This window comes from Caballeronia telluris, assembly GCF_001544495.1.
GTDB lineage: Bacteria > Pseudomonadota > Gammaproteobacteria > Burkholderiales > Burkholderiaceae > Caballeronia > Caballeronia telluris.
The window spans coordinates 1-1347 of sequence record NZ_FCNZ02000124.1 but is presented as its reverse complement, the minus strand read 5'-3'; the positions used below and the strand labels follow the sequence as shown (position 1 = coordinate 1347).

At 57.8% G+C, this 1347-nt stretch carries 1 protein-coding gene; it reads left to right on the top strand.

Annotated features, from left to right (window positions below; translation table 11 throughout):
- Window positions 1-93: 93 nt before the first annotated feature.
- Window positions 94-1194, top strand: coding sequence for an IS5 family transposase (locus AWB66_RS32505; RefSeq protein ID WP_087634051.1), 1101 nt, complete (start codon window positions 94-96; stop codon window positions 1192-1194).
- Window positions 1195-1347 lie beyond the last annotated feature (153 nt).

Here is a 1347-nt window from a genome sequence, read left to right as displayed (position 1 = left end):
CTAGCAGGCCGTTGAAATAGCTCATGTAGCGGTCATCCGTAACGAAGGCGTAAACGTTGAACTTATGTCATCAATGAGAGCGAGATGGAACGGATGCGTGGGCCAGATGGTTTTACCGAGTCAATGTTCACGGTTCTGAAGCTGGACGATTTTGTGCCGAAGGACCATCCGTTGCGTCCGATTCGCGCGTGGCTTAATGACGCGCTTAAACGCATGGACGATGTTTTCGCGCGGATGTACGAGGCTGACGCGAAAGGAGGTCGACCGAGCATCGCGCCGGAGAAGCTGGTGCGAGCTCTTTTGCTCCAGGTGCTGTACTCGATTCGTAGCGAGCGCATGGTGGTGGAACAGATTTCCTACAACATGCTGTTCCGCTGGTTCGTCGGCCTGCCGATGGACGGGACTGTGTGGGACCACTCGACGTTCAGCAAGAACCGCGACCGTTTGCTTGAACACGATGTGATGGTATTGCTCTTCAACGAGACAGTCGAGACCGCGCGGGAGCGTGGACATCTTTCTGGGGAGCACTTTAGCGTCGACGGTACACTGATTCAAGCATGGGCCGGGCATAAGAGCTTTGTGCCGAAAGCTAGTCCGGACGAAGACGACACACCTCCTGACGAACCGCCCGCGCCGAATGACAACTGGCACGGACAGAAGCGCAGTAACGACACGCACCAATCCACAACGGACGAGCAGGCGCGCCTGTTTCGCAAGAGCAAAGGAACGGGTGCGATGCTCTGTTATATGGGCCACGTGCTGACCGACAACCGGCACGGCCTGGTGGTCAACGCACAGGTGACGCTGGCGACCGGCACCGCCGAGCGCGACGCGGCAGGGCAGATGCTTGCTGATGCCGCGAGTGTTGCGCCGCGCGCCATCACGGTCGGCGCGGACAAGAACTACGACACCGCCGGCTTCATCGGCAGTTGTCGCGCGAATCGTGTCACGCCGCATGTGGCGCAAAACGCTGGGCGGCCGGGAGGTTCAGCAATCGACGGGCGAACTACGCGTTGGGCGGGCTATGCGGTCAGCCAGCAAAAACGTAAACGCATTGAGCAGGTGTTCGGATGGGGCAAGACAGTCGGTCGAATTCGACAGGTGATGTATCGAGGACTTGAACGTGTAGACCAGCTCTTCGTGCTGACGCAGGTCGGCTACAACCTGACGCGTATGCGCACACTTGCCGGTTGAGGGGCAGGAAGCAATGGATAGCACCGATATGGTGAGCCCGCGAGCAACGTCGAATGCCCGCAAACGAGTTACGCATTTCAAAAAAATATGAAACCAGCATCCGTCGTAATGCATCTGAGTGCATCAACGACGGATATTTCAACGGCCTGCTAG

Excerpts from the sequence above, each read along its gene's own strand:
- AWB66_RS32505 (WP_087634051.1), top strand. The coding sequence starts at position 94 with ATGCGTGGGCCAGATGGTTTTACCGAGTCAATGTTCACGGTTCTGAAG.